Raw genomic sequence first — 3,299 nt, 5'->3', positions numbered from 1 at the left:
GAGTCCATCGCCACCCGGACCGCCACCCGCGCCGACTGGGCCGCCTTCGCGCCCCTGTACTACGGCCGTTGGGACGACGCGGCCCGGCGGCACCAGGCCACCGAACCCGGTCAGCGCAACGGCGCGGCCGCGCGCAGGTACAACGCCCCTGGCGCCTTCGAGCCGCCGGTGACCCGTGCGGCGCTCGGCGCCGTCACCGCCGAGGTGCTCGTGCTGGCCGGCGAACTGGACTGGATCGTCAGCCCGGCCGTCGCCGCCGACTTCGCGGCGCTCTTCCCGCGCGGCCGGGTCGTCGTGATGCCCGGCGCGGCGCACTACCCGTGGCTGGACGACGCGGCCGCGTTCGCCTCAGCCGTGGGGGCTTTCCTGGCCTGACGCCGGGTTGCGGCGCGGCTTGATGCGGACCGCGGGCAGCGCCGGGGCGGGCAGCCGCTCGCCCGGGTAGCCCGTGACGCTGCCGAACTGGTCGGAGCCGGCTTCCCAGGCCTCGCGGAAGGCCGCGATCTCCTCGTGGGTGCGGCCGACGAAGTTCCACCACATGAGGATTTCTTCCTCGAACGGCGTGCCGCCGAGCAGGAGGAACCGGGCCGGGACGGTCCCGCGGTTGCTCAGGGTCAAGCTGCGGACGCCGATGCCCACGTAGCCCAGCTCGGCCGCGCGGACGCGGGAACCGGCCACCTCGACGTCGCCGGTGTCGACGAGGACGCCGTGCTCGAAACGGGGGTCGACGCCGAGGGACATGTGGGCGTCCGGGTTCAGGACGATCTCCGCGCCGAGCAGCGGGGTGAACGTCGGGATCGGCGACGTGCGCCCGGCCAGCGAGCCGAGGAACACCCGGATCTCGGCCCCTTCGATCCGGTTCACCGAGGGCACGTAGTGGTCGAAGGCGCGGGCCGTGTGCCGGTGCCGCTCGGGCAGCGCCACCCAGAGCTGGACGCCGTGCAGGGTTTTCGTGGCCGGGGTCGAGACCTCCGAGTGGCAGATGCCGTTGCCGCCGGTCATCAGGTTGAGCTCGCCGGGGCGGACCATCGCGTGCGTGCCGAGGCTGTCGCGGTGCTCGATTTCGCCGGCGAAGAGCCAGCTCACCGTCTGGAGGCCGGTGTGCGGGTGCGGGGCGACGTCCATTTTGGCGACTTCGTCAGGGCCGTAGTGGTCGGCGAAGCACCAGGCCCCGATGAGGGAGCGGGCGCGCTGGGGGAGGGTGCGCCGGACGCGCATCGCCCGGGGGCCGCCGAGGGGGACTTCGCGCGGGGTGAGGATCTCGACGGCGGGGCGGTCGGGATCGGTGGCCGTCGGGCGGTCGGCGCAGGCGAGCTCGGCCGGGGTGGCCTCGGTGTTGCTCATGTCCGCCACGGTAGTCGCGGTGGGGGTGGCGGGGCCTGGTGGCCGGGGCTGCTGTGGGTGGCGCCGGGTGGGTGGCGGGTTTGCGGCTGGGGTGCCGCTGCTGGAGCGGGTCGCCGGGCGAGGCAGTGGTGGTGGGCGGGCCGCCGGTCTCCTCGGGCGGTGGGCTCGCTGGTCGCCCGGTGGGCTGTGGTGGTGGACGGGGCGCCGCTCGCCGGGGGCAGACCGTGGACTTGCAGCTGGAGCAGGTCGCTGACCGAGGCAGTGGTGGTGCGCGGTCGGGTCCCGTTCGCCCTGGGCGGTGGGCGGGGCGGGCTCCGTGCCGTGCCGGTGCGGCGGACGGAACCCGGTGGCCCCGCCGGGCTTGGCCGCTTTGCTTTGTGGAGTTGTCAAACAGCTACCCGAGCGCCGTCAGGCGGCCGGGCGGTGCTTCTCGGTCAGGACTGCTTGGCCTGCCGTTGTCAGGATGGCTGGGACCAGCTCGCCGGGGCGGCCGGGGCGGGACGGGCGGACCAAACCCTGGTGGGCCAGGGTGTGGGCGGAAAACTGGTCGCCGCACGAGAGGCCGTCGATGAACAGGTCCGGTTCGCTGCTGCACGACACCAGGCCCCGGCCCGCGGCCACCGCTCTCAGCATCGCGCGCATCCGGTGGTTGAGCTCGGGGCGTGCTTCCGGTGATCCGGTGTTGTCGTTGCCGTTCATCTCGGTCCCTCCCGCTCGTGGTTCGGCCTCGTCCTACCTGTGCGTCGAACCGGTGGAGCGGATTTCGACAGCACACCCGGGTTCGGTCCGGCCTGAGCGCTCCTTCATCGTCACCGCCGCTGATCCAGTACGGCTCGAAACCCCGTTGACGGGCGTTCGGATACCGGGCGCGAACGGACGGGGTCAGAACGGCGGGCTTCCCGCGGCCACCGGTTCCGGGGTCCACGTGCTGCTGCCCCCGGTGCCGGTCTGGCGGCTGAGCTTGGTCACCTTGGCCGTCGCGTAGCGCAGCGACGGGCCGAGCTCGTCGACGTCCAGCTCCATCACCGTCCGCTTCTCGCCTTCCTGCGTGTCGTACGACCGCTGTCTCAGGCGGCCGTGCGCGATCACGCGCGATCCGCGCAGGAGGGACTCCGCCGCGTTTTCCGCGTACTGCCGCCACACGCTGCAGCGCAGGAACACCGGGTCGCCGTCGCGCCATTCGCCGGATTCGCGGTCGAGCTGGCGTGGGGTGGACGCGATCGTGAAGTTCGCGACCGCCGCGCCGGCCGGGGTGAACCGCAGTTCCGGGTCCGCTGTCAGGTTTCCGACCACCGTGACCATCGTTTCGCCCGCCATCGGGCTCTCCTTCCGCTCCGGGTGCGGGGTGCACCGCTCTCGCCGTCGAGGAGAGCACGGGGGTCCGACAATTCCGGGCCGGGCGACGAGGTGCCGGGACCCGGACGGGCTGGTTTCCTGCCGCCATGCCGACGGCGTTTCAGAAGGAGCTGGTCACGCTCGCCCACCGGCTGGCGGACCTGTGCGCGCTCGTCGCGAGCGCGTACGAAGAGGCCACGCGCTCGGTGCTCGAAAGTGACCACACGCTGGGCGGACGTGCTCGCGAAGAGGCCACGGCGGTGGCCGCGCTCGGGGCCGCGTGCGAGGACCAGGCGGGGGCGCTGCTGGCTCTGCACGCGCCGCGGGAAGCGGAAGTGAAGGCCGTGCTCGCCGCCGTCCACGTCGCCGCGGATCTCACTCGGATGGGTGGACTTGCGCGGGAGGTCGCGGACGCGCGGGGAGCGGTGCCGGAACCGGTCCGGCCCGTGGTGGCGCGGTTGGGGGCGCAGGCCGCTTCGGCCGCTCGGGCGCTGCGGGAGTTGCTTGGTGGCGGCGATGGCGGCGGGGTTGGGGACGCTGTCGCGCTGGCTGGGGTGGCCGAGCGGGAGCTGCGGGAGTGGGCCGGTGGGCCGGAATGGCCGTACGGGGCGCGGGCCGCG

At 73.6% G+C, this 3,299-nt stretch carries 5 protein-coding genes; 2 read left to right on the top strand and 3 right to left on the bottom strand.

All coding sequences use genetic code 11. The annotated features are described in order from the left end of the window. Positions 1–375: alpha/beta hydrolase (locus G3I65_RS47070; protein ID WP_160701868.1), on the top strand; the 375-nt coding region annotated here is incomplete at its 5' end. On the opposite strand, the gene G3I65_RS47065 is transcribed toward G3I65_RS47070, so the two are convergent. The 3 genes from G3I65_RS47065 to G3I65_RS47055 form a co-directional block, all read right to left on the bottom strand. Next, positions 349–1,344: a pirin family protein gene (locus G3I65_RS47065; RefSeq protein WP_160701867.1), complete on the bottom strand. Its 996-nt coding sequence runs from the start codon at positions 1,342–1,344 to the stop codon at positions 349–351. The genes G3I65_RS47070 and G3I65_RS47065 overlap by 27 nt on opposite strands. A 408-nt stretch (positions 1,345–1,752) precedes the next feature. Beyond that, entirely contained in the window at positions 1,753–2,043 is a 291-nt protein-coding gene (locus tag G3I65_RS47060; protein ID WP_160701866.1) for a hypothetical protein, read from the bottom strand. A gap of 183 nt (positions 2,044–2,226) precedes the next feature. After that, complete coding sequence (locus tag G3I65_RS47055; protein WP_160701865.1) at positions 2,227–2,661, bottom strand: single-stranded DNA-binding protein; 435 nt, start codon at positions 2,659–2,661, stop codon at positions 2,227–2,229. 125 nt (positions 2,662–2,786) lie between these two features. Between G3I65_RS47055 and G3I65_RS47050 the strand changes: the two genes are divergently transcribed. Next, positions 2,787–3,299, top strand: a 513-nt coding sequence (locus G3I65_RS47050; RefSeq protein WP_160701864.1) for a PhoU domain-containing protein, incomplete at its 3' end; no start/stop codon positions are given.

The organism is Amycolatopsis sp. SID8362, from assembly GCF_010550475.1.
In the GTDB taxonomy this organism is placed as follows: Bacteria; Actinomycetota; Actinomycetes; order Mycobacteriales; family Pseudonocardiaceae; genus Amycolatopsis; species Amycolatopsis eburnea.
This window is presented reverse-complemented; position numbering and strand designations above follow the sequence as displayed.